This window comes from Pseudomonas fragariae (ex Marin et al. 2024), from assembly GCF_059621105.1.
In genome coordinates this window covers 3,626,031-3,646,071 of the sequence record NZ_CM184369.1, presented here as the reverse complement: position 1 = coordinate 3,646,071, position 20,041 = coordinate 3,626,031, and the positions used below count along the sequence as shown (strand labels likewise).

The following is a 20,041-nucleotide window of genomic DNA, read 5'->3' as shown; positions in this document are numbered from 1 at the left end:
TGATCCATAAATACGAGGAATCCGCGCGTGGCGTTCGATCTCAACGATGTTGCGCTGTTCGTGCAGGTGGTGCGCAGCGGCAGTTTTGCCCAGGCAGCAAGGCACTTGGGCATGCCGTCCAATACGGTCAGTCGCAGGGTTCAGCAACTGGAGATGCAGCTGGACACTCGCCTGTTGCAGCGCTCGACCCGCAAGCTGGTGCTCACTCAGGCTGGAGAGGATTTCTATGGCCGCTGCGTGAGCGCGGTGGACGGGGTGATGGAAGCCGCAGAGCAGCTTGTGTCAGGTCGTGACGAGCCGCGCGGCCTGGTGCGTATTGCAGCGATGGCTGATTTCTTCGACTTTTTCTCGATGGACTGGGTGGCCGGTTTTCTTGCCCGTTATCCGCGCGTTCAACTGGAGTTCGTGCTCAGTGATGATCACGCCGACCTGATCGCTGACCGGCTGGACATCGCCTTTCGCGGCGGCCCCTTGCAGGACTCGGGGTACGTAGGGCGGCAACTGATCGATGAAGGCCATGACACGATGGTCGCCAGTCCGGCTTATATTGCCGCTCATGGCCTGCCTGATTCCCTGCACAGCCTGCACGGTCATTACTGTGTCAGTGCAGCGCATCGCGGTGGCGTCACTGCCTGGCGGTTGCTCGGCCCGGAGGCGAAGATGCATGAGGTGCACATTGCCAGCCGGTTCAATGCCAACACCGCACAGGCGTTGCGCAAGGCGACCCTTGCCGGGCTCGGTATCGCGTTGTTGCCCGCGACGCTGATCCGCTCGGATCTGCGGGATGGTCGACTGGTGCCGGTACTGACGCAGTACCAGCGCACCAGCCATGGTCTGCATGTGCTTTATCCCAGCCGACAGCATCTGCCGCCAGCGGTGTCGGCATTCATTGCGTTGGTGATGGACAAACTCAGGGACAAGGCGTTTCTGGCGCGCTGAACAGCCTTGGCGGCACGCGATACTTGCGCGTTACTTGATTCGTGACGTCATGTAGATCAGCCGAACAGTGGCGACGGTGATCGCTTCGGCGTCGTTCTTGATGTTTTCCAGCTGATTGCTGTCCACATTGCCAATGCCTGAGTTCGATTCGATCAGGCGGGTGAAGTGGTACAGATTCTGGGTCACGTCGTGCAGGTTGCCGTGCAGGCGTTCGACGACGCGGTTGAGCGGGGCGCTGCTCTGACTGTCCGACGTTATGACAGCGGGGACGTTACGCGTAGCGCTGAGGCCGGTGACCACATAGGCAACATCCACTCCGGCATTCGAAATGCTGGACAGATAATCCGCACGGGGGGAGCGGACGCCATTTTCGTAGTTGCCCTGGGCGTTGGTTTCCACGCCACCTATCGCCCCCAGTGCACTCTGCGAAAGCTTGAGGCGCAAACGTTCCTTTTTAAGTCGTGGTCCGATCCCTGTCATCCGTTTGTCCTCGATAAACTGTGCACCGCTACAGTCAGGGTTAACAAGCGTTTCTGGCGTCGACTGATCAGACATCCCTGCTAGGGCGAGGAATTGCGTGTTCGGTCCAATCAGGTACTAACGTACCAGACAGATGGCAGAGTGTACGTAGGAATCCGGAAGGGTGATACATTTTTGTACCGAATTGAACGTTTCGAGCAGCGACGTGCAGGTAGCTGGCACAACGGTTTCAGGCTGAATGAAGCGAAATCGGGAGGCCTTTTACGCAGACCTCCCGATAGATTTCAGAGGCAGCGCGAGGCGCGCTGTGCGGTCCAGCTCGCGGCCGTAGCGGCGATCTTGTCTGCCAGCTGGGCAACCGCTTTCTGGTGGGCCATGATGAGATTTTCCATGCCTTCACCGGCCTGCTCGCGGATCACGCTGCTGCAGGTCAGGCTCTGCCGTTTGCTGCCCGCCGTGGCACCAGCTTCGCGAAGCCCGAGTGTCCACACCACGTCAATGAGTGCGTAATTGCCAGGCATCGACTCGAAGCGCCGCACGTCGGTACGCAGCGACAGCGTTGGCTGATCGCTGTTTTTCGGCAAGCCGGCCATGTCGCGGCTGCCGAAGCGACGCTCCAGTTGCGGGGTCAGCGCATCGTGAAACTCGTCGCCCAGCGGTGATCCCCAGCGTTCGGTGTCCAGAATGGCCAGGCTGCCGTTACCCTGACGAACCACCAGCGGCGGCTGGTCGACCTGCACCGGCATGATGACCGGCAGCATTTCGAACTGGAACGGCATGGGTTTGCTGGCGGCCGTGCTCGTTGCGCTCATCGGCGCGATCAGCGTGTAGTAGTGGGTCTGCGTCGATGTGCAGGCACCCAGGCCCACTGCTGCGGCAAGTACCATCAGTTTCAGGCGCAAGGTCATTGTTTTGGCTCCGGATCAATGGCTCGGGACGAGGACGGGGCGTTGAACGAACGAGGCGCTGCGTCGCCCGTACGGCCGCGAATCAGCGATTCCGGATGGCGGCTGAGGAAGTCGGTGAGGACCCGCACCGAACGCGCGGTACGTTGCACTTCATCCATGGCCTGGCCCAGTTGCTGACGCGCTGGCGAATCTTCGGCGAACGAGTCGTTGGCAGTCCCCAGGGTTTTTTCGGCCTGCTGCAAGGTGCCGCGCATTTGCGGCAACACGCTGCTGTTGACCTGTTTGAGGGTTTTCTGCAACTCGCTGAGGGTGCCGTTGAGGTTGCCCGCCAGCTGGTCGATCGGCAAGTTGCTGAGTTTCTCGACGAATGCCTGCAGTTGCTCCTGCAGCTTGTCGAAGCTGCCCGGTACGGTCGGAATCTCCAGCGGTCGGGCCTTGGCGTTGAACGCCACCTTCGGCGCCTTTGGATCGAACTCCATGGCGATGTACAGCTGGCCAGTCAGCAGGTTGCCGTTACGCACCTGGGCACGCAGACCATTGGCCACGAAAGCACCCAGTACGCGGGCAGACTGTTCTTCTTCATCACCCGAGCCGCCGAGTTCCTTGAGCTTGGACTCGGCCGCCCCCAGGCGCTTGGGATAGATCACTGCGCCAACGATACCGGGGAAGGTCTTGGTGGCCGGATCGTAATCCAGGTCCACCGATACCACCTTGCCGATATTGACCCCGAGGAAGTCAACTGCCGCATTGACCGTCAGCCCGCGAAGCGATTGATTGAAACGCATGCGGATGTAGCGTGGCTCACCATCGGGTGGTGCCATCGCCGCGGTCTGGTCATCGAATATCTTGAATTCTGCGTTCTCGTCCGCCGGCTTCGAGTCCGGGCTCCAGTTCGGCTCGCGAAAGGCGATCCCGCCGGAAATGATCGAGGTCAGCGACTGCGTATTGACCTTGACGCCTGAGGCGCCGACGGTGATGTCGACACCGCTGGCGTTCCAGAAGCGCGTGTCAGTGGTGATGTACTGATCGTTCGGTGCGTTGATGAAAATCTGGATGTCGACGCCGCGGCCGTCCTTGGACAGGTCGTAGGCCACCACCTGACCGACCTGAATACGTCGGAAATAGATCGGTGAGCCGATGTCCAGCGAGCCCAGATCGTCGGTGTGCAGGGTGAAGCGCTTGCCTTTTTCACCGAAGGTCACCGGCGGCGGCGTTTCCAGGCCGGTGAAGCTGCTCTTGGTTTCCTCGGCGCTGCCTGCGTCGGCGCCGATGAAGGCGCCCGAAAGCAGCGTGTCTACACCCGAAACCCCGTGTGCGCCGATGCGTGGGCGCACCACCCAGAACTGGCTGTCGACCCGTGTAAACGGTGCGGCGCTGGTGTTCAGCTCGATGTTGGCCAGCACATGGGTGCGGTCCTCACTGAGGCTGATATCCGTGACCATGCCGATGACCACGTTCTTGTATTTGACCTGAGTCTTGTTGGCTTCCAGACCTTCGGCTGTCAGGAAGCTGACCGTGATTCTGGGACCGATGTTCATCCAGTCATGCAAGGCCATGGATATGCCAATGATCGCGGCAACGATCGGCACCAGCCAGATCAGCGAGACACGCAGGCGACGACGTTTGACTTCAGGGCGTGGCACTGAAGCAAGCGGGGGGAGGGTACTGTCAGACATCTTCAACCTCTGCGTCCCAGATAAGCCGGGGATCGAAACTCATGGCGGCGAACATCGTCATCACCACTACCAAGCCAAAAAACAGAATACCGATTCGCGGCTCGATGGTGCTGAGCTCACGAAACTGGACAAGAGACGCCACAAGGGCCACAACCAGCACATCGAGCATCGACCAGTAGCCGATCAGTTCGATGAAGCGATACAGGCGCGCACGCTCGCGCATCGCCCAGGTGCTGCGACGCTGGCAGGTGATCAGCAGCATGCCCAGCACCAGAAACTTGATGCACGGCACCAGAACACTGGCGACGAAAATCAGGATGGCGATGTCCCAGGAGCCGCTTTCGAAAAACTCGATGACGCCGCTCATGATCGTGCTTTCGCTGCGGTTACCCAATAGGTTGGTGTACATCACCGGCAGCACATTGGCCGGGATATAGAAAATCAGGGCGGCAATCAGATAGGCCCAGGTGCGGCTGATGCTGTTGGGTTTGCGTTTGTGCACAGGCGAGTCACAGCGCGGGCAGCGCGTAGCGTCCTCCTGGCAGGCATAACCGCAGGTGTGGCACAGGCAGAGCTTGTGTTCATGGGCGAAGGGGATGCCGTTCATTGCGGCTGCACTCCCAGTTCATCCCACAATCGGCGGATATCCTTGTTGGCGATCAGCAGGATCAGCACCATCAGCATGGCCATGGCCCAGAGACCGACACCGGGGTGTACATCGAGCATCCCGGACAGTTTGATGATGGCCACCAGAATACCGAGCATGCACACCTCGAGCATGCTCCATGGACGCAAGTGCTCCAGCGCACGCATGCAGGTTCTGAAGCCGGGCGCGATAATGCCCTTGTGCGCATGTACCAGCACCCAGAACAGCAGAACGATCTGCAACAGAGGGGCAAAAATGATCGACAGGCCGGCCACCAGGGCAATGATCGTGATCCGCCCTTGAGCAAGCGCTTCAACCGATTGCCAGAGTGTGACCTCGTTGGACAGGCCTTTCATATTGATGCTGATGACCGGAAACAGATTGGCGAAGACGAAAAGCATGGCTGCAGCGATGGTCAGCGCGAGCAGCTGCTCTATGGTCACTCGATGGCCACGACCGAGCAATGCCTCGCAGCGAAGGCAGAATGCCGCCTCGCCGGGCTGCAGCGGATGGGCTTCGTAGAGCGAGTCACAGTGCTCGCAGATGATCAGGCCGGAAGAGTGTTCGATAGGATGCACAGTGCTCATCGACGCCATTGATGCAGAGGTAAGGAGGTAAGAACGCGCAGCACGAAAAGATACCTCGTTAATGGCAGTGTGAAGCGTTTTTTTTTGTACGTTCAGCGCTAGCAGATCGGTACAAATCATTGACCGCCCAGGTGGTGGGTGGTTCACATGTCACTGCGCCATTATTCCACGCGCGGAGAGTGCTGGCGAATCCGGTAGCAGCGACGCCCCCATCTGACGACGAAAGGACATCGCTGCTGCCAGAGTCCTATGGCAAAAGCCTGTCTTATAGCTTGCCGGGTTTGACGCGTTGCTTGAGAAAGCCGAGCAACTGGCGGGCGGATGCAGGCACGTTGTGTTCGTCGAACGTCAGGCAGATTGCCCTGGCGTCATCCTCGATGGTGATTTCGTACTGATTCAGGTCCCGCGCTTCGTCATTGAAAGCACTGCTGGACTGCTTCAGACCGCTATCGCTCACCAACCTCTGCAATTGCTCTGCTTCGGGCTGCTCAAGGGTGGCTGTATCGACCTCACAGCGTTTGACTGCACCTGCAAAACCGCCGGATTGCACTAGACAGACCTTCATTTCAAGCACCTTTTGGTGGTTATGCTTTGCCTATACCTTGAGACCGACCTCTTTCCAGGCCGCCTGCACGGCTTTCTTGGCTTTGGGGCCGAAGCGTGGGTCCGAGGCTACTTTTATGCTGGCCTTGGCACAATCGATGAATTGACTGTCCGAGGCCAGCTCCAGCATCGTTTCATACCAGATTCTGCCCGCCACTTCCCAGGCATTTCCGCCCAGCGCCTTGGCCACCAGCACGAATGCCCGGTTGGGAATGCCCGAGTTGATGTGTACACCGCCGCGATCCTTGGCACCGGTATACAGGTCGGCCATCGTTGCAGGTTGCGGATCATCGCCCAGATCCGGATCGTTGGAATAGGCAGTGCCGGGTTTTTCCATATCGCGAATGCCTCGTCGCGTCGGCGCCGGCACCAGCAACTCCTTGCCCACCACCCAGTCCGACTCGGCGGCGCTGGTGCCTTGTTTCCACTGGCGCACCAGCATGCCGAACACGTCGGCAAAATGCTCGTTCAAGGCCCCGGATTGCCCGCGGTAGTCCAGATTCGAGGTGAAACTCTGCACGCCGTGGGTCAGTTCATGACCGATCACTTCAAGGCTGCCGGTAAAGCGCTTGAAGACCAGGTCATCACCGTCGCCGTAAGCCATCTGGCTGCCATTCCAATAGGCGTTGCTCAACGGTACGTGATCGCCGTTGAAATCCACTTCGGCGACGTGCACGGTCGAGACCAGTGACATGCCGCTGTCGTCCAGCGAGTTGCGTTCGAACAGTTGCGCATAGAAATCGTAGACGTCGCCTGAGCCATCGTAGGCTTCATCGGTTGCCTTGTCGCCCGTCGCTGCCTGGCCTTCCTTGCGCACCACGGCGCCGGGCAGATCGTTAGTGCCCTTGGCATCATGAATCACGCGATGTTTTCGTCCGTCTGGCGATTTGATCGCGTGCATGGATGGCATGGTTCGCGCAGAGAGGCGGGAGGCGAGAAACGCCGAGCTACTCGTCAGGTTGGCGATGGCCCGGGCGCTGACCAGATTCTTGGGGGATTGCGCCATACGCTCGAGCATGTAAGGCGGAATGAAGCAATGCAGGGGATTTCGGTCGTCGCACATGATGAACTCCTGTACTAATGCATCGATGGCGGCAAGCCACCGATCAACATGGTCGCAGTCGTGTGACACTTCATGTCGCGTTTATATGCAACGAAATATCTGATTACATGATCGACGGTTGCCGCCAAACCTGCCTGATGTGGCGATAGCCCCGTATTGTCGGTACTTCACGTCATTGCAGAGGCAGTGCGACACCTCGACACAGGTGATCAACGGGCCGCGCGGCAATGTTAGACTCGCGCCACTTCAGACGAGGAGCAGACCTACGTGCGCAAGACGGTAATGATGATAGCGGTACTGGCTCTGGCCGGATGCGATGGAGGCGGGCCCGCCAGGGATAAAGTCCAGGGGACGGCAGCGACTGCTCCGGTCTCTACGCCGCAGTGGTTCATTCAGATGAACTCGCGGGAGGCGGTCAGCGATTCCAGCGCCTGGTTGCTCGAGCGCAGTTATGCCCCGATCATCGTGGACGTGGACGGTAAGCAGCAGGTATTGATAGGGCCTTATGAAAGCCAGGCCAAGGCCGAGGAAGAGCGCGTGGCGTTACAGGCGAAGGTGACCAAGTCGCACCGTTTTGCCGAGCCTTCGGTGGTGCAGCACACCCGCTAAGGGCGTTCGCCAGGTTTACATCTGCTTCATCACACTTTACTGCAACGGCATCTTACTGCAACGGCATCTTACTGCAACGGCATCGCGGGCCGGTAACCTGACCCGCGATGCCGTCAATCAGTCGATCAACGACGACCCAGCAGCAGGCCAACTACCAGGCCAAAGCCGGCAGAAATAGCCACGGTCTGCCATGGATGACCACCGATGTAGGTTTCGGTCGCTTCGACAACCGGCTTGGTACGGTCGCGAACACTGGCCATCGAGTCCAGTGCCTGCTTGAGTTTGACGCTCAACTGCGCGCGCAATGTCTCTGCTTCTTCGCCAACCAGTGCAGCGCTTTCCTTGAGCAGTTTGTCGGATTCTTCGATCAGTGCCTGCAGGTCACTGAATGCCTGATCCTTGATTTGATCGGCAGCTTGTTGAGCAGGGGTCTTACGAGCCATGGGTGTATTCCTTTCAAGTGGTGGCAACAGTGTTCAATGGAGTCTCGCGCATCCTGAAAAGTTGCAATTGCTTGAATGACCCGACGCAAGACTCTGCAAGCAATGCCCCTTACGGGTGTAAGATGCAGCCGTTTTTAGCCGTAGGTGACTGTGATGAGTTTCAATCTGGCCAATCGGCCGCTCCCTGAACGTACCGCTCTGGAAGACGAAAAATCCCGGCTGTTCGAACTGTGGCAGAGCAATCTGGGCAAGGCCAAGGGCGAGGCAGCACGCCTGATGGGCGAACGCGCCAAACGCAAGGGCAAGTGGTCTGAGTGGGTTCGTTCCGAGCTGGACACCATGAGTCCCCCGGAATACGCCAACATGGTCCGCAGTGAAGTGAATCGTCTGATGGCGGCGAGCAGGTAGCAGCCCGACAGCGCCCCGACAATCCGGCGCTGATCGTTCTTCACGTGTAGCGTGAGGGCGTCCTGGTGAGGGTGTCTTGCCTTCCTGATCCGTAAGGCCTTTTGAGAACGTTGATGGCCCAAGCCAGTGCAAGATTCACCCAGGGCAGCGTAGCGCGCCATATCGTCGTCACCGCCAGTGCCAGCGCCTTGAGCCTGTTCGCCGTCTTTCTGGTCGACATTCTCACGCTGGTCTATGTGTCTATGCTGCATGACCCCGTGCTTCTGGCGGCGGTCGGTATTGCCAAGGTCCTGATGTTTTTCAACGGCGCGCTGGCGACCGGCCTGATCATCGCCGGGGCCTCGGTGCTTTCCGCGCGCATCGGCCATCGGGCGGCCAGGTCGATACCCAGGCTCACCGGCAGTCTGATGCTCATGGTGATTACGGTCGGCGGTCTGGCCGCCGCCGCGCAGTTGACGTTCATCGTGCCGATCACAAGATGGCTGGGTGCCGAGGCGGCCACTTACGAGGCAGCGCGCAGTTTTATCTGGTTGACCCTGCCTTTTACCGCGTTGCAGGCGGTGATGCAGATGTCGGCGCAGATGCTCAGAACCATTGGTGACAACCGCCGGGCGATGGGCGTCGTGCTGTCCGCTGCCGCCACGCTGGCGGTGGCGGACCCGTTTTTCATCTTTGCACTCGGCCTGGGGCTCGACGGTGCAGGGATCGCCTTCGCTGTGTCTGCAGCAGTTTCCGCTTCCATCGGGCTGTACTGGGTGCGCAGCCGAATAGGCATAGTGTTCACGCGCAATCTGAAACTGTTGCGCCTGCATGCGCGGCATACCTTCAGGCTGGCGCTTCCGGCGATGGCGGCAAATCTGGCGACGCCGGTCGGTTTGGCTTATCTTGTCGCCTCGCTTTCGGCATTTGGCACCTCGGCTCTGGCCGCCATGACAGTGCTGGATCGGGTCATACAGTTTTCCTACTGCGCCTTTTTTGCCCTGCCTGGCGCGCTGGCTCCGGTGCTGGGTCAGAACATTGGTGCGAGCCGCGATGATCGTGTGCGATCTGCGGTCGTTTTTACCCGGCGGCTGGTGGTCTGTTACGGGCTGGCCGTGTGGCTGGTGCTGCTGCTCTGTGGTGGCATGATTGCCGACCTCTACCAGTTGGGTGACGAAGCCCGTGCCGTGTTCATGGCCTTTTGCTTGTGGGGCGGTGGCCTCTGGGTTCTGATAGGCCTGGATTTCGTCGCCATCGCGGTATTCCTGACCATGAACAGGTCGTGGTGGGTCGCGGTATTTGCCTGGCTCAGGGCAACGGCGGGTACAGTGCCGTTCGTCTTCGCCGGGACCCACTGGTTCGGCAGCAGCGGCGCCTTGCCCGGCATGTTTACCGGCAATGCGCTCATCGCGCTGATCTCCATCACCACGGCGTCGCTGACGGCGAAACGGTTTTTTACCAGCAGGGCCCCGGTCATGAGCATCGGGGCACATTGAATCAAGGCGTTATCAGGTTTTTATGGTCATCGAAGAATCAGGGAATGAATCCGCAGAAACGGCCCCACCCAAGCGTCGCCGCGCGCCCAAGGGAGACATGCGCAGAAAGGCCTTGCTGGATGCCGCTACCGTCGTTTTTGCCAGAGACGGCTATTCGAGTGCGTCGATGCGCGAGGTTGCACTGCTTGCCGGTATCACTACGGTAGGGTTGCTGCACCATTTTCCCAACAAGGAAGCCTTGCTCGCCGCCTTGCTGGAGCGCAGGGACCAGCGGGTCACCTCGCGCTTTCAGGATCTGGTCACCGAGCCGACGCTTGAAGGGTTTCTGAAGTTTCTCAAGCTGAGCATGAGTTTCAGTATCGAGAATGCCGAGGAGTGTCAGGCAGCGCTGCTGATGAATACCGAGAGCCTGTCGAAGGCGCACCCGGCATGGGCCTGGCACCTTGAGCGATTCCAGCTGACCCACGAACACGCACGCAGCCATTTGCAGGCGTTGATAGAAGCGGGGGAAGTGCGCGGCGATATCAATGTCAAAGCCCTGGCCCAGGAGATCTTCTCGGTCATGGACGGCTTGCAGATTCAGTGGCTGCGAAGCCCCCGCGACGTGGATGTCATGGCGGTTTTCGATATCTACGTGCAGCGATTGGGAAGGGATATCAAGGCTCATCCATGAGCCTTGACGGGGTGCATCAGTAGGTCTGTGCCGCGCTGACCTGGACTGCCTTGCGCAGTGGCAATGGCAGCGGGTTGCTGTCACGCGTGGTCAGTTTTTCCGGGTACAGGGTGATCAGCGTCCTGTTGAGCGTGAGGTTCTCCGAATCCGCGCCGACGAGGATCTTGAACTTCCCGGCATCGACGTCCCAGCTTGCCGTCTTGTCGACGTAGTAAGCCAGGGAGCGCGAGTCTATCGGTACGCTGACGGTCTTGCTCTCGCCCGGCTGCAGGTACACCTTGGTGAAGCCCTTGAGCTCTTTCTCCGGACGGTCCACGGCAGGTTTGACCGGCTGCACATACAGCTGCGCCACCTCGAAGCCGGCCTTGTCGCCGGTGTTGGTCACCGTGAATTTCACGTCGATCGTCGAGCCTGGGGTCAGCACGTTGGTCGACAGTTTCAGGTCGCTGTAGCTGAACGTGGTGTAGGACAGGCCATAGCCGAATGGATAAAGCGGCTTGGCGTGTTTCTTGTCATACCCGCGATAACCCATGTACAGGCCTTCGCTGTAGGTCATCTCGGTCAGCGGGTTGCTGCCGCGATAGGCCGCCGGATCCGGATAAGAGGCATAGCTCGGGTTATCCTCGATGTTCTTGTCGATCGTGACCGGCAACTTGCCCGACGGGTTGACCTTGCCGTAGAGGATCTCGGCCAGTGCCTGACCGCCTTGCTGGCCCGGGAACCAGGCTTGCAGCGTGGCGCCGACCTTGTTCGCCCATGGCTGCATATTGGCCACGCCACCGCCGTGCATGACCACGATGGTGTTGGGGTTGGCCTTGGCAACGAAGCTGATCAGTTCAGCCTGTTGGTCCGGCAGATCGAAGCCGTGGTCGGAACCTTCGCCTTCGTTTTCAGACGTGGTCCCGGTCGCAACCACCACCGCATCGTATTTCGACAGATCCTTCGGCGGACGCAACGAAGCCCAGCTCATCTGCACGCCGGTCAGGCCGCCCAGTGCGGGAATGAAATTACCCTGTACGCGCTGGTATTCCAGTTTCACGGTATAGGTCTTGCCGGCTGACAATGCGGCAGTCTTCCCCGACGTTGTCAGTGCATTCACCACATCGCCCGAGTAAGGCACGCCGTCGCTCTGCACGATGAGCTCATCATTGACCCAGAGTTTGTACGGGCCATCCGCACGCACCTTGAACGCCTGGGCGCCCGAAATGGTGGGCTTGATGGTAGTGGTGAAACGTGCCGAGAAAGCGCCGGCTGTCGGGCTGAAGCCAGACACTGCCGTGCTGCCTGCGTTGGTCACGTTGCTGCCGGTGGTCCAGTTCAGGTTCACGCCGGGCTCGACGCGCGTCAGTACCGGGTCACCGGAAAAGCTGGTATTGGAGAAGTATTCGGCTTTTACCCCGGCGTTGCTGATCCCGTTGTCGCCGGTTGCTGGCTGATACCACACCGAGCTCGCCGGATTCAGGCTCATCTCTGACAGATACGTGACATCGCTGCTGCTGGAGGCCAGTTGCTGCAAGCCGCTCAGCTCGGTCACGTAGCTGTTGGGCGGTGAATTGGCGGTGCCGAAAGGCGATGCCGGTACGTCGTGCGCCCAGTTGCCGATCACGGCTATTTTCGCCGAACGCTCCAGCGGCAGCAGCGGTTTGCCGGCAGCGGTGTTCTCGTTGCGCAGCAACACGATGGATTCGCGCGCGGTATTCAGCGCGGCACGCATGCCGTATTCCGGATGTTCCAAGGTCTTGGCGGTGTTGAGGTTGTTCTGCAGGTCGTAGCTGACGATGCCACGCAGGTTGCGTTTGACCTTGTCGTCGATCACGTTCTGGGTCAGTTGCCCGCTCCACAGGTAGGGCAGGAGATTGGCTTCGGTAAACTGCAGGCCGGAGGGCATGTCGATGTCCGTACCGGCCCACGCGCCCTTGAAGGCATCGTGGATGGCGTTGAAATCACTGATGACCATGCCCTGATAGCCCCATTCGCCCTTGAGCACTTCAGTGATCAGGTGATGGTTTTCACAGGCATAGTCGCCGTTGACCTTGTTGAAGCCGCACATGATCGAGGCGACATTGGCGTTCTTCACCATCGACTCGAAGCCTGGAAGGTACAGTTCGCGCAGGGTGCGCTCATCGACCTTGACGTCGATCGCCTGACGATTGGCTTCCTGCTCGTTGGCCAGGTAGTGCTTGCCGCTGGCCTGGATGCCCTGAGCCTGAATGCCGTTGACGATAGCGGGTGCCAGCACGGCGCCGAGGAACGGGTCTTCACCGCTGACGTATTCTGCCGAGCGGCCGTTGTAGGGCGTCCGGTACAGGTTCACGCCTGGCGAAAGCATCTGCTGGCCGCCGGAAATTCGCGTTTCATAAGCGATGGCCAGGCCGAATTCCTTGGCCCGGTTGATGCTCCAGGTCGCTGCCAGCGCAGACTGCGACGGGTACTGGGCGCCGAAGGTGGCGTTGTTGACGTGCACGCCCATGGACGAGTCATACGCCACGGTGCCCTTGATGCCCCACTTGAGCAGCGACGGGATCATGTGACCGTCGTTGACGCGGGTGAAGTTGATCTTTTCCGACTGGTTCATGTTGTCGAGAATCGAGCTGACGCGCGCTTCGACTTCGTTGCCGGTCGCCGGGGTCACGGCGGCGAGTGCAAGGTTGGCCTGCATGACGCTGAACGTCAGCAGACTCAGGCCCAGCGTCTGTTTGAAGGCTGACAAGGCAAATGTCCTTGCGGTCGATGTGATCGGTTGATTGAGGTTGTTCATGGTCGTTGTGCCTGGGCAGGGGCGTCGTCGGTGTTCACCGGCGCGTCGAGCAGGGACGACGAACTCTGCTGTTGGGCCGGGTTGATCTTGTCGGCGCCTGACAACTGGTCGCGCTTGGCTTCCACCTGCGTCCGGATCTGTTGATCGGACCCAGTGGCAGGTGTGCTGGAAGTTGAGTCCGCGGCGAAAGTTAAGGCACTTTGCGCGCACAGAAGTACTGCACTGAAAACAGACAGCATTGATCTAGTCATCGATTGAATCTCGATTGATGGTTTGCAGGATAAAAACGGACGGCTGTTGCGATGGCACAAAGCTCGGCTGAACAATCAGTCCAGCGCGACAGTAAACAGTTCACAGGTCGCTAAAGTATGAGTAATGGAGATTTTAATAAATGATGCCACATGGCCATCATGTTGTTTTTTCAGAATAGGCCGGAGGTTTTAGACCGATTTTTAAGAATAAAATCGGTAATTTAGCCATTTTGCAGCCATAAAAATCCATTAAATCATCAAATGTTAGATTTTTATTGTTTTTTAATAAACCTAATTGTCGTTAGGTTTAGCGAGCTGGTAAGCTTTGCATCCTCGTGGTTCGTGCGCGTTTTAAAAAGCCGGCTCCCTAAGAGAAAGTATCGGGATGTACACGTGAATTAATGCGCGCTTAAAGGAATTTTCAGGCCTTGAAGTGCACGTTAATTAACGACGTCTTTAATTTCTATTCCATTAAATTTGGACGTGAAAGTGTACATTACCGATCGACCATGGCCGTGTTCAGGTGGCGCAAGGGCAATAGGGATAATCAGCCGACGGCGCGTCAGTTTTTATTACGTTAAAGGCAATCGTGGTGAGTGAGGGAAAACAGCGGGTCGACCTCGCGGTGTTGAGCATCGTCGGTCGCCTGTACTTCAGCAAACCGCAAAAACTGACCTTCGGTCAGATCTACAGGGAGCTGGTGCGCGCTTATTCAAGCGCCCCGGCAATCCACGTCTGCGTGGCGACAGTCGACACGCTGGTCAGGGAAGGGCTGTTGATCTCGACAAGAGTCCTGGAACCCGATCATTCATTTCCCTACACCCAGCACATCATCAGCGGTCTGACCGAGATCGGCGCAGCCTCGCTGAGAGGCTGCGAAAATGCGTTGACCGAGCCGCAAGGGCTTACTCGCTGTGTGGCAGCGACAGGTAATACTGGCCCATCTCAGTCAGCTTGCCCTCAGCGTCCAGCAAACTTGAAAAGTGCGGGTCAGGGTTCATCCGGCCGGTGAACCAGGCGTATCTGAACACGTCCTGGCGCTGCTCAAGGGTGGCGACCATTTCCGCCATCTGCCGCTTCTGCTTGTCGACCGAATCAATCTGCGCTCCGTCATCCGGAGCGTGCCAATTGGCGAACTCGGTGACCCAGAAGGGTTTTCCGTACTTCGACAGCCGGTCGAGCATCCCTGGCAAGCCATAGTCGTACCAGTGAAAAGCCAGGTAATCGATGCGCGGGTCGCGATTCTGATTCATCGACCGATAGGCTGTGTAGAAGGCATCGAGCCACACGACCGGGTCACCGTAGCCCGGCATGGTTCCCCAGTTCATCGCTGGCCCCACCAGTTTTACGCCGGTCTGGGCGGCGATCTGTTCCAGTCTCGGCCAGAAGCCGGCCGCCGCTTCGGGCGTCATGTTGGCCTGATCGAGCAGATTCGGCTCATTGATCACCAGCAGATAGCGGATGGCTGAGTGAGCCAGCAGGTATTGCTTCAACTGCCCGTCGTCAACGTTGCCGTTCCATACCATCGGAATGAAATCCACGCCGTACATCGAGGCGTAGTCGTACGACGCCAGGCGGTCGTGGGGCCTGGGGCTCCAGTTGTACCACCAGCTCACGCCTGCAGATAACGCACTCAGGTCGGCGGGCAGGGCGATGTCGTAGGCGATGCCGCGCTTGGCGCTTTTTTCTGCAGCCCATGCCGGTGCTACGCACAGGCTGAGCATCAGCGCCACAAGGGCCAGAAAGGTCGGGAAAAAACGTGCTGACGGGTTCTGCGGGGTCATTGGCAAATCTTCCTTGAGGGTGGAGAGGTGCAGAGCATGCGCTGCCGTCAGCCAGCAGAAAGCATGCCACCTGTATCGTCCCGTATACCCTGCCAAACCCCGACAGGCATTACCACCGGTAATGACTTGTTACCAGGGATCTCCCTCGGCCTGGCGCAAATCCAGCGTGCCGCTGTCACTGAAGCGCATTGTGCCGAACAGGCCGCCGGCCAGCTTGCCGCGAAGCGTATAGGGCAGATTGTCCAGACGCTGGCTCTGACTAAGCCCCAGTGCCTGGCGCAAGGCAGCGAATGCCGACACGCTGACCGGCACCACCAGCACTGCCTCGGAGAAGCGTCCTACAGTGCCTTTCTGGTTGCTGACCCCGGAGGCCAGCAGCCTGTCGTTCAGGTCCAGGTCCAGCGCGACGCCGCTGTAGTTGATCTCGGTCTCGTTTGGATTCTGCACCCGCAACGTGACTGCCATGCGCAGTTCCAGGCCCTGGCCGGGGATGGGTTCGATACCCACGACACTGATCGCCAGCGGGTCTCGATGGGGAATCAGCGCACAGGCGCTCAAGCCGAGGATGAGCAGCCCCGAGAGCAGGGCGCGGATCAGGCGTAGCGGCATTCGTGTGCTCCAGCGTCAGGTTCAGTGATCTTCAGACCTCGTCAGTGGTGAGAGATTCGCCGCGTCGGGCACGATGCCGGGATAGCGGCTAATCTGCCTGCCTCAACCATTGCGTCTGCAAGGCAGCAGGTTGATGATTCCCCCGTACCTTTAGAAAACCGTACCGATAAAAACAAGACTGGAGATAGCCATGTCCATCGAAAGGACACCCCCTCATCAAGACCCCGTGGTCATTGTCAGTGCCGTGCGCACGCCCATGGGTGGTTTTCAGGGCGATCTGCAGAGCCTCAGTGCCACCGCGCTGGGATCGATCGCCATCCGTGCCGCTGTCGAGCGGGCAGGCATCGAGCCTGCAGACGTGGAGCATGTGCTGTTTGGTTGTGTGCTGCCGGCAGGTCTGGGCCAGGCACCCGCTCGGCAGGCGGCGCTGGGTGCCGGGCTCAGCCATGCGACGCTGTGCAGCACGGTCAACAAGATGTGCGGTTCCGGCATGCAGAGCGCAATCATGGCCCATGACCTGTTGCTGGCAGACAGTACTGCGGTGGCGGTGGCTGGCGGCATGGAGAGCATGTCCAATGCGCCTTACCTGCTGGACCGCGCGCGCAGCGGTTATCGCATGGGGCACGGCAAGGTGCTCGATCACATGTTTCTCGACGGCCTCGAAGATGCCTATGAGCCAGGACGGCTGATGGGCACCTTCGCCGAGGACTGCGCCGGGCTCAACGGTTTCACTCGCGAGGCGCAGGATGCGTTTGCCCTGGCCTCACTGGCTCGCGCGCAAAAGGCCATTGCCGAAGGCCATTTCGACGCCGAGATCGTGCCGGTGCAAGTCACCGTGGGCAAGGAGTCGAGGCAAATCACCCACGATGAGCAGCCACCCAAGGCACGTCCCGACAAGATACCCACGCTCAAACCCGCTTTTCGCGAGGGCGGCACGGTCACCGCGGCCAACTCCAGTTCTATCTCCGACGGCGCAGCAGCGCTGCTGTTGATGCGTCAGTCCGAGGCTCAAAGGCGTGGCCTGCGGCCTCTGGCGGTGTTTCATGCGCATGCGGCATTTGCCGACGAGCCGGGCCTGTTTCCAACAGCGCCGATAGGCGCCATTCAGCGCCTTTTGGGCAAGACAGGCTGGAGCCTGGATGATGTGGATCTGTTCGAGATCAACGAAGCCTTTGCGGTGGTGCCACTGGTGGCAATGCGCGAGCTGGGCATCCCGCACGATAAAGTCAATGTCAATGGAGGTGCCTGCGCGCTTGGTCATCCGATCGGCGCCTCGGGTGCGCGGATCATCGTGACGCTGCTGGCGGCCTTGCGGCATCGACAACTCAAGCGTGGCCTGGCGGCGATCTGCATCGGCGGCGGTGAAGCTACTGCGATAGCTATCGAGTTTTTGAATTGGCCTTATTAATCAGTAGCTTGATCTAATAATTGAATGTTGAATCTATAAAAAGCTGCTGATTGCATAATTAAATAAAAAGGATATTTATCAATGCTTTACGAGACTATTCTCATTGAGATTATAGGTAGTGTGGGCCTGATCAGACTTAACCGGCCCAACGCGTTGAACGCCTTGAATGCGCGTCTGATCAACGAGTTGAACCATGCGCTCGATCAGTTCGAGGCGGACAGTGCGATCGGCTGCATCGTGCTGACCGGCTCGGAAAAAGCCTTCGCCGCTGGTGCGGACATCAAGGAAATGGTCGACCTGTCCTACCCGCAGATCTACCTCGATGACCTGTTTCGTGACAGCGACCGGGTCGCGGCCCGACGCAAACCCCTGGTGGCTGCGGTGGCCGGTTTTGCCTTGGGTGGCGGCTGTGAACTGGCATTGATGTGCGATTTCATTCTGGCTGCCGAGAACGCCAGGTTTGGACAGCCCGAGATCAATCTCGGCGTGTTGCCGGGGATGGGCGGAACGCAGCGTCTGACCCGCGCAGTCGGCAAGGCCAAGGCCATGGAGATGTGCCTGACCGGCCGATTGATCGATGCTCACGAGGCCGAGCGCGCCGGTCTGGTGGCCCGCGTGCTGCCGCTCGATCAGTTGCTGCCGGAAGCGCTTGCAGTGGCAGCGGTCATCGCCAGTAAATCCCTGCCAGTGGCGATGATGGTCAAGGAGAGCGTCAACCGCGCATTCGAGGTCAGCCTGGCCGAAGGCATCCGCTTCGAACGCCGGGTCTTTCACGCCGCCTTCGCCAGCCAGGATCAGAAGGAGGGCATGCGCGCCTTCATCGACAAGCGCCAGCCCGATTTCAAGGACTGCTGATCTGCATGGGCAACGATCAGAATGCGTTGCGCGTCGACCTGCAACTCGGCGGTCCGCCCGCGCACTGTCAATCCGTCATGCGCGTTGATGTGCAGGCGCTGACCGTTCGCCAGTCGAACGCAGTCGGTGGGGTAAGCAGTCACTGCGTCCTGCCCCGGATTCGCTAACAGTGCCGCGCAGATCACGGGGCGTTCGGGATGATTGTCGAGGTAGTGGACCCGCACACGTGTACCCGCCGGTAGCCGATGAATCTCCGGGCAGGCGACTTTTGCCATCGGCCAACGTCGTGCGGGTTGGTCTTCCGGGCCTTGAGCGTGCCAGTCGAAGCGGATTGAACGATATCCGGGTGGGTCCGGTTGGTTGTCGTTGCGCTGCAAGGTGGCGAAATGCTCACCGGTGACAATGGGTCGAGGGTGGCTGATCGACGGGCGAAACGGCGTCGCCCAGGGTATTACCCTGAAGCTGTTGCAGTAACCGTTGCCTTGCAGTTGTTCAGCCTCGGGTGACGAACGTTGCGCTTCGACGAGGATGCGCAGGATTGCCAGCGCATCATGAGCGGCGGCGCCCTTCAGCACCTGTAACTGCCTGCCTGCGTGAACAACTTCGGTCAGCAACCACTGATCATTAAGCAATGGCTCCGGATGATCGAGCACCTGAATGACTTCACCACACTGCAAGGCGGTGTCGATGCTTTGTCCTCTGACATCGCTCCGTTCGCAGCGCAGGCGCTCCAGTCCGCGACTGCCACGCTGCCGACTCAGTGCCTCCCGGGGACTGATCGCTCCACGTAAGCCTGGCGGTTGAAAGGCATGATTGGCCGCTATCGTCAGAGGGTGTGCATCGTGCGGCGAAGAAGGTGCGTGCGCAGGTTGCGGGTGGTCGGCGGGTTGTCTTGAAAACTGCGGAAACCCCAGTCGCTCGGCCAGGTGTAACAGCGTCTCTCTAGGTACGTCTGACGCTTGCGGGCGCTTGAAACGCACCGGCAATGGCTGCGCCGGAAAGCTGGCAGGGTCGTCCGAGAACACCAGCCGGTGGCCGCTCCGGCGATGCTCGAAGCGGAAATGCATGCCTTCTTCCTCGCACAGGCGCTGCAACAGGTGCAGATCGCTTTCGTCGTACTGGATATGCAGCGGCCTGGCAGGATAAAGACCGTTCACGTGCTCGAAGCGGTAAGCGTTCGTTTCGATACCGTGTGCTTCAAGCAAGCGCACGATCAGTTGAGGAATCGCACGGTCCTGATAGGTGCGGCGTTGTCGGTGTTGCGCCAGCCGCTGCAGATCAGGCACCAGAATCAGATGGTAAAGGCTCACGCGATTCCCCCTGTGCAGCCGGGCCGCATGCTCGATACGGCCATGCCTGCCGCCGCCAGATTCGCCGAAGCTTAAAAACGCTTCGCGATGCAGCAGGCTGCGCACATCCAGCTGCGGGTGGCTGCCGATCATCCAGAGGTCGAAGCGATACGTTTCGTTGAGGGCTTCATGGCCGGCGAAGTTGATGATATGCAGATCCGGCTGGCAGTCGGTGATCGCCAGCATGAAGGGCACTTGCAGGTCCTTGCGCATCTGCGGGGCTCTCTAGCTTCAAAAACGGGGCCGCGCAGGTTACGGAATACGGAGGCGCAAAAGCATTGCTGCAAGGTTTTTCGGAAAGAGCCTACAAGCGGTGACGGAAAGAAGATGATTGCCGTTGGCCGGATTGGCAGCCATCCTGGCGAGTTCATAAGGCCAATCTGTCTGTCGGGGGTTTCATCTGCCGTGATCGCGTATAAAATGCGCCGCGCCGGACAGGGTATTTGCCGGTGACCCTTTTTCAGCGCCTTGCCAGCGCCGCGTTCTGTCAGTCATGCAGGCGCAGGCGGCGAGGTGC

20 protein-coding genes and 1 pseudogene are annotated in these 20,041 nt (G+C 59.3%); 8 read left to right on the top strand and 13 right to left on the bottom strand.

Annotation, left to right across the window (positions count from 1 at the left end):
- The first annotated feature begins 27 nt into the window (after positions 1-27).
- On the top strand, positions 28-939 hold the full coding sequence (locus AC54XV_RS15650) for a LysR family transcriptional regulator (RefSeq protein WP_024639589.1): 912 nt from the start codon (positions 28-30) through the stop codon (positions 937-939).
- A gap of 30 nt (positions 940-969) precedes the next feature.
- On the opposite strand, the gene AC54XV_RS15645 is transcribed toward AC54XV_RS15650, so the two are convergent.
- From AC54XV_RS15645 to AC54XV_RS15615, 7 genes are all read right to left on the bottom strand, one after another.
- Complete coding sequence (locus AC54XV_RS15645; RefSeq protein WP_011268175.1) at positions 970-1,419, bottom strand: helix-turn-helix domain-containing protein; 450 nt, start codon at positions 1,417-1,419, stop codon at positions 970-972.
- 284 nt (positions 1,420-1,703) lie between these two features.
- Positions 1,704-2,327 carry a PqiC family protein gene (locus AC54XV_RS15640; RefSeq protein ID WP_011268174.1) on the bottom strand — a complete coding sequence of 208 codons (624 nt, stop codon included), beginning with the start codon at positions 2,325-2,327 and terminating at the stop codon, positions 1,704-1,706.
- Positions 2,324-4,003, bottom strand: coding sequence for a PqiB family protein (locus tag AC54XV_RS15635; protein ID WP_060409392.1), 1,680 nt, complete (start codon positions 4,001-4,003; stop codon positions 2,324-2,326). The genes AC54XV_RS15640 and AC54XV_RS15635 overlap by 4 nt, the downstream gene beginning before the upstream one ends.
- Complete coding sequence (locus AC54XV_RS15630) at positions 3,996-4,610, bottom strand: paraquat-inducible protein A (protein WP_003315385.1); 615 nt, start codon at positions 4,608-4,610, stop codon at positions 3,996-3,998. Before AC54XV_RS15630 ends, AC54XV_RS15635 begins: the two co-directional genes overlap by 8 nt.
- The gene (locus tag AC54XV_RS15625; RefSeq protein ID WP_003400553.1) at positions 4,607-5,236 is read right to left on the bottom strand and encodes a paraquat-inducible protein A; all 630 of its coding nucleotides are present in this window, start codon (positions 5,234-5,236) and stop codon (positions 4,607-4,609) included. The genes AC54XV_RS15630 and AC54XV_RS15625 overlap by 4 nt, the downstream gene beginning before the upstream one ends.
- Positions 5,237-5,501: 265 nt before the next feature.
- Positions 5,502-5,801, bottom strand: coding sequence for a protealysin inhibitor emfourin (locus AC54XV_RS15620; protein WP_003400556.1), 300 nt, complete (start codon positions 5,799-5,801; stop codon positions 5,502-5,504).
- Between the two features lie 30 nt (positions 5,802-5,831).
- On the bottom strand, positions 5,832-6,902 hold the full coding sequence (locus tag AC54XV_RS15615) for a M4 family metallopeptidase (protein WP_060409393.1): 1,071 nt from the start codon (positions 6,900-6,902) through the stop codon (positions 5,832-5,834).
- Between the two features lie 267 nt (positions 6,903-7,169).
- Between AC54XV_RS15615 and AC54XV_RS15610 the strand changes: the two genes are divergently transcribed.
- Positions 7,170-7,511, top strand: a complete 342-nt coding sequence (locus tag AC54XV_RS15610; RefSeq protein ID WP_003319121.1) for a hypothetical protein — start codon at positions 7,170-7,172, stop codon at positions 7,509-7,511.
- 125 nt (positions 7,512-7,636) lie between these two features.
- Here the strand turns inward: AC54XV_RS15610 and AC54XV_RS15605 are convergent, their stop codons facing one another.
- Entirely contained in the window at positions 7,637-7,954 is a 318-nt protein-coding gene (locus AC54XV_RS15605) for an ElaB/YgaM/YqjD family protein (RefSeq protein WP_003400563.1), read from the bottom strand.
- A 153-nt stretch (positions 7,955-8,107) separates the two neighbouring features.
- Between AC54XV_RS15605 and AC54XV_RS15600 the strand changes: the two genes are divergently transcribed.
- The 3 genes from AC54XV_RS15600 to AC54XV_RS15590 all read left to right on the top strand — a co-directional run bounded on the left by AC54XV_RS15600 (position 8,108) and on the right by AC54XV_RS15590 (position 10,510).
- On the top strand, positions 8,108-8,362 hold the full coding sequence (locus AC54XV_RS15600) for a hypothetical protein (RefSeq protein ID WP_003315380.1): 255 nt from the start codon (positions 8,108-8,110) through the stop codon (positions 8,360-8,362).
- A gap of 113 nt (positions 8,363-8,475) precedes the next feature.
- The gene (locus AC54XV_RS15595; protein WP_003400566.1) at positions 8,476-9,837 is read left to right on the top strand and encodes an MATE family efflux transporter; all 1,362 of its coding nucleotides are present in this window, start codon (positions 8,476-8,478) and stop codon (positions 9,835-9,837) included.
- A 22-nt stretch (positions 9,838-9,859) separates the two neighbouring features.
- Positions 9,860-10,510: a TetR/AcrR family transcriptional regulator gene (locus tag AC54XV_RS15590; protein ID WP_011268171.1), complete on the top strand. Its 651-nt coding sequence runs from the start codon at positions 9,860-9,862 to the stop codon at positions 10,508-10,510.
- 16 nt (positions 10,511-10,526) lie between these two features.
- Here AC54XV_RS15590 and AC54XV_RS15585 read toward each other — a convergent pair whose 3' ends face one another.
- Both AC54XV_RS15585 and AC54XV_RS15580 read right to left on the bottom strand, forming a co-directional pair.
- Entirely contained in the window at positions 10,527-13,268 is a 2,742-nt protein-coding gene (locus AC54XV_RS15585; RefSeq protein ID WP_032657595.1) for a glycoside hydrolase family 3 protein, read from the bottom strand.
- Positions 13,265-13,507: a hypothetical protein gene (locus AC54XV_RS15580; protein WP_003400578.1), complete on the bottom strand. Its 243-nt coding sequence runs from the start codon at positions 13,505-13,507 to the stop codon at positions 13,265-13,267. Before AC54XV_RS15580 ends, AC54XV_RS15585 begins: the two co-directional genes overlap by 4 nt.
- A gap of 583 nt (positions 13,508-14,090) precedes the next feature.
- Between AC54XV_RS15580 and AC54XV_RS15575 the strand changes: the two are divergent.
- A pseudogene (locus AC54XV_RS15575) lies at positions 14,091-14,387 on the top strand (hypothetical protein); the annotation flags it as partial.
- Positions 14,388-14,424: 37 nt separating this feature from the next.
- Here the strand turns inward: AC54XV_RS15575 and AC54XV_RS15570 are convergent.
- Together AC54XV_RS15570 and AC54XV_RS15565 are read right to left on the bottom strand one after the other, a co-directional pair.
- Entirely contained in the window at positions 14,425-15,303 is an 879-nt protein-coding gene (locus tag AC54XV_RS15570) for a glycoside hydrolase family protein (RefSeq protein ID WP_003400585.1), read from the bottom strand.
- A gap of 129 nt (positions 15,304-15,432) precedes the next feature.
- Positions 15,433-15,912, bottom strand: a complete 480-nt coding sequence (locus AC54XV_RS15565; RefSeq protein ID WP_060409397.1) for an LEA/WHy family protein — start codon at positions 15,910-15,912, stop codon at positions 15,433-15,435.
- 190 nt (positions 15,913-16,102) lie between these two features.
- Here AC54XV_RS15565 and AC54XV_RS15560 point away from each other — a divergent pair, with 190 nt between their 5' ends.
- Both AC54XV_RS15560 and AC54XV_RS15555 read left to right on the top strand, forming a co-directional pair.
- Positions 16,103-17,320, top strand: coding sequence for an acetyl-CoA C-acyltransferase (locus AC54XV_RS15560; RefSeq protein WP_496717038.1), 1,218 nt, complete (start codon positions 16,103-16,105; stop codon positions 17,318-17,320).
- A gap of 81 nt (positions 17,321-17,401) precedes the next feature.
- Complete coding sequence (locus tag AC54XV_RS15555) at positions 17,402-18,175, top strand: enoyl-CoA hydratase (RefSeq protein WP_011268167.1); 774 nt, start codon at positions 17,402-17,404, stop codon at positions 18,173-18,175.
- Here AC54XV_RS15555 and tssI read toward each other — a convergent pair.
- Complete coding sequence (gene tssI, locus AC54XV_RS15550; RefSeq protein WP_060409398.1) at positions 18,115-19,737, bottom strand: type VI secretion system tip protein TssI/VgrG; 1,623 nt, start codon at positions 19,735-19,737, stop codon at positions 18,115-18,117. The genes AC54XV_RS15555 and tssI overlap by 61 nt on opposite strands.
- Positions 19,738-20,041: the final 304 nt, after the last annotated feature.